At 68.2% G+C, this 4,022-nt stretch carries 2 protein-coding genes; one reads left to right on the top strand and one right to left on the bottom strand.

The genetic code is table 11. The features are described 5' to 3' along the window. On the top strand, positions 1-3,011 hold a 3,011-nt coding region (locus tag Q0C41_RS30260), incomplete at its 5' end, for a caspase family protein (protein ID WP_291990563.1). A gap of 171 nt (positions 3,012-3,182) precedes the next feature. On the opposite strand, the gene Q0C41_RS30265 is transcribed toward Q0C41_RS30260, so the two are convergent. Beyond that, positions 3,183-4,022, bottom strand: an 840-nt coding sequence (locus Q0C41_RS30265) for a hypothetical protein (protein WP_291990565.1), incomplete at its 5' end; no start/stop codon positions are given.

Consider the following 4,022-nt stretch of genomic DNA (forward strand, 5'->3'; position numbering starts at 1 on the left):
CCGACGGACGCTGGGTCGTCACGATCAAGAACGCCAAGCGCATCGAAGTCTTCGACGTCGACACCGGCAACCTGGTCAGCGCCTTCGATCACCCGGACAACCCCGACAGCCTGGCCTTCAGCCCGGACGGGCGCTGGCTGGCGCTGGGTGTCACGCGCCGCCATGGGCCGGTCCACCGCCGCGGCGCGGTGGAGGTGCTGGCGACTCGGCGCCTGACCACGGCCGGCTTCGACCAGCCCCCGACACCCGATGCCGTGCATGTGGTTGCCGAGACGCGGATGGTGGACGAGGTCATGCACCTGGTCGTGACACCACGCTGGATTCCGGCGCCGCTGGACGAGTTGCCGTGGACGCAAGCACTGTCGAGCAAGGCCGGGCGACGCAGGCAGGCGGCCGGATACGGCTTGGTCGTGGCCGTTCACTCGTTCAGTGACGCCACGCAGAACCGGCTCAAGTGGCTGGCCTTCCGACCGGGGCAGGGCATCGAGTCCATCCACGTTGTCGCGCCGGACCGCCCCATCGACGCCGCCACGCTGGCCGCCAGCGCCCAGGGCGTCGCGGTGGCCACCGAGTGCGACGGCTTTGTGGACGATCCCGAGCGACCGCTGGGCCGATTGATCGCACTGGACCATCAGGGCCTGCATCTCGGTGAGGTGCTGGTCGAGCAGGCCGCGGTGGCGACCGCGTTTTCTCCCGACGGCAAGGCGCTTGCCGTCGGCCTCGACCTGGCCGGCGGTGGCGAGGGCCAGCAGATCGCGCTCACCCATGTGCTGGCGTTCGGACCCACCGGCTTCGAGCCGCGCAGCACCTACTACGGCCACGATCTGCCGGTGAGCGCGGTGGCCTGGCTGGGCCCGGATCGCGTGCTCAGCTCAGGCGGCGACAACAGCGCCATCCACCTGTGGAGCCCACGCACCCGGGTCGGGCGCCTGATGGATGCGTTGCGCGGCGTCGGTCAGGACATGCTGGATCCAGGCATCGACGACCTCGGACAACTGCGCTTCGGCACCGTGCCGCAGCGCCTGCGCCCGCCCAACCACGCCACGCGTCAGCAGCGCTTCGACCTGCGCGACCTGCGCCTGTACACCGTCAGTCCCAGCGAGCCTGACGCCGGCGAAGCAGAGAACACGCGCTGGGCCTTGGGCGGTCACGGTCAGCAGGTCCTGCAGATCTATCACCGGCCCGACACAGAGGGCTGGGAGCCGCAGTTGAATCTCCCGGGGCACCTGACCCTGTTCGTCGGCGCCGATGACACCTGGGTGATGTGGACCCGCAGCGGCTTCTACGCCACCAACGCGCCGGACAAGAGCCGTTTCGGCTACTGCGTGGACCGCGGCCCGCACCGGGAAGCCCTGTTCCTGCCGGCCGACCGCTTTGCCCTCTTCGACCGCGAAGACATCGTGCGGGCGGTCGTCGAACACGGCAGCGAGGAGCGGGCCCGGGCCCACGGCATCGACATCCCGCAGGTCGACGTCGCACTGATGCTGCCGCCGGTGGTCGAGATCGAGCGCGTCACGTTGGCACGCAAGCGCCATCAGGTTCACCTGCACTTCCGGGTCGAGCCGCTCAGTGCGGCGCAGGCGACGACCCGCATCTGGATCCTGCGCAACGGGCGCTACGTCTGGTTCGAGGCAGATACCCGGGCGTTGCGTCGCCGCCGGCGCTGGCGCGTCGCGATCCGGCTGAATCCGGGGCGAAACGAGATCAAGGTCCATGCCGAAAGCGCAGCGGCCAAGTCGGTGCCGTGTGCGTTGGAGATCGATGGCCCGCCAGCGGCCGACGGCAGCGTTCAGTTCGATGCCGCCCGGGGCAAGCTCTTCGTGCTCAGCGTGGGCGTGTCGAACTTCCACGTCGCCGGCACCGCGCAGGCCGGCGCGACCAAGCCGCTGCAGTTTCCTCATCGCGACGCCACCGCGGTCTACAACGCGCTGGCCGGCTCGCGCCGGTCGGCGCGGTTCGACGCGTGCATGGCCCTTCGCAACGATGCGTTCGACAGCGTGGCGGCGACCCTGCTCGTGGAAGAACGCGCCACTAAGGCAGCGATCCTTGCGCAGATCCGGCAGTTTGCCGACACCATCGTGGCGCGCGAACAGAGCGCGAAGTCCGAACGCGACGTGCTGCTGGTGTTCCTCTCCGGCCACGGCACGCGTTTCAAGGGCGAGCCCGAACTGTACTTCTGGAACTGGGATCTGGTGCCGACCGGCAAGGACATGGAGCGCACCGGCTTGTCGCTCGTGGAGTTTGCCGAGATCGCGACCGCCGTGCCGGCAGAGGTGGTGCTGGTGATCGATGCCTGCCACGCCGGGATGGCCGGCAACAACATGATGCGGGGGTTGGATCCGGAGGAACTGGCGCGGCGGATCCACGCCATCCACGAGCGCGGCATGTACGTCATCAATGCTGCACGCAGCGAAGAGCTGTCCTGGGAGCATCGGGATTTGCGCCATGGCGTGCTCACCACCGCGCTGCTCGAGGCCTTGCGCCAGCGGCGCTACGGCAGCGGGCCTGAGAAAAAGCTCAGCATGCTGGGCCTCATCGCCGCTGTGCAGGAACTGGTGCCGCGCATCAGCGCGCGCGTTGGCCTCAAGGTCCCACAGACGCCGGTGTGCCGGCTCTACGGCGACCTGTTGCCACTGACCATCTACCAGCCACCGCGCGCGCGCCGGGTCGGCACTCGATTGCGCGGCACGAAGTCATCGGCTACCGTCGCTGCGCCGCAAGGCGACCCCAAACAAGAAAGGAAGACGACGATGGCAACCAAGAAATCTTCGGCGAAGAAGACACCTGCAAAGAAACCAACGCCAAAGCAGGGCGCAGCCAAGAAAGTCGCCGCCAAGAAATCCGCCGCAACGAAGAAGACGGCGGCAAAGAAGGCTCCGCCGAAGAAGGTCGTCGCCAAGAAGGCCGCTGCCAAGAAGATCGCGGCGAAGAAAACGCCTGCCAAGAGCAGCAAGGTGCCGAAGACTTCGGCAGGGGCCGCCCCGAAACCGGGGGCCGACGTCGTGCGTTAGGGATCTGACTGACGCTCAAACGCATGAGACGCGGCATCCGGACGATGCCCGTTTCGGTGCGCACCTGCTGCGGCCGACACGGCAGCGCGCGGTGCCGCGCTCACCGGAGCGCGGCCGCACCGACCTGAGGTTCCGGCTCAGGGCATCACACCACGCATTCCCCGTTCACACCTAGCGTGCCGGCACCGATGGCAGCAGCTTCGCCTCGGTCATCGCCGCCACGATGACGTCGACGAACGCGCGCGTCTCCCTTTCGATGTCGCGCGGATCGGTCGTACGGGTCCGTGCGGTCCAGCGCAACCGGTCGCTACCGACGTCGGTCAGCGAGGTCTGCGCCACGTACACCGGGTAGCTGCGCACCTCCGTACGGACCGGATACGACAGACCCCACCACGTGTTGTACCAGCGACCGAAGCCACCGAAGCCCACCGACGCGACCGGCTCCTGCGTCACCACCTGCTCGCGTTCCTGCCCGATGAGGGCGGTGGACAAGACTTGCCGCGCGCCGGCTTTCTCCGCCGCCGCCAGCAGTTGTTTGTCGGCCTGTGCGGTGAGGGCGCCCGCCAGCACCGCATAGCTCGGGGTGGCGGCGATGCCGCGCGCGGCAAGCTGTGCGGCCATCGCGTCTTCATAGACGCGGCGGACGAGGTCATCGCGCGCCACGCCGACCACCAGCACCGGCCCGCGGATCGCTTCGGCCGGCAACGCCGGATCGCTCCAGGTGCCTTCGAGCCGGGTGCTGGCACAGCCGGCCAGCAGGGCCACGGTCAGGGCCATCATGAGCACGCGCCGGCGCATCTTGCATGCAGACATGAGGTTCTCCTGCGAAGGGCCGGCGGTCGGCAACCGCCGCAGCCCGGAAAGAGAAGTCAGCAAAGAGCAAGAAAGAGCCGGGGCAAAAACAAAGCCCGGGTCGCGTGAGCGACGCCGGGCTTCGGACGGCAGGTGCTGCGGGTGATCAGCAGCGGTCGCGTCTATTACTTGACGTACTTGTTGACCATTTTGGTCAGT

Source organism: Luteitalea sp., from assembly GCF_022842525.1.
Lineage (GTDB): Bacteria > Acidobacteriota > Vicinamibacteria > Vicinamibacterales > Vicinamibacteraceae > Luteitalea.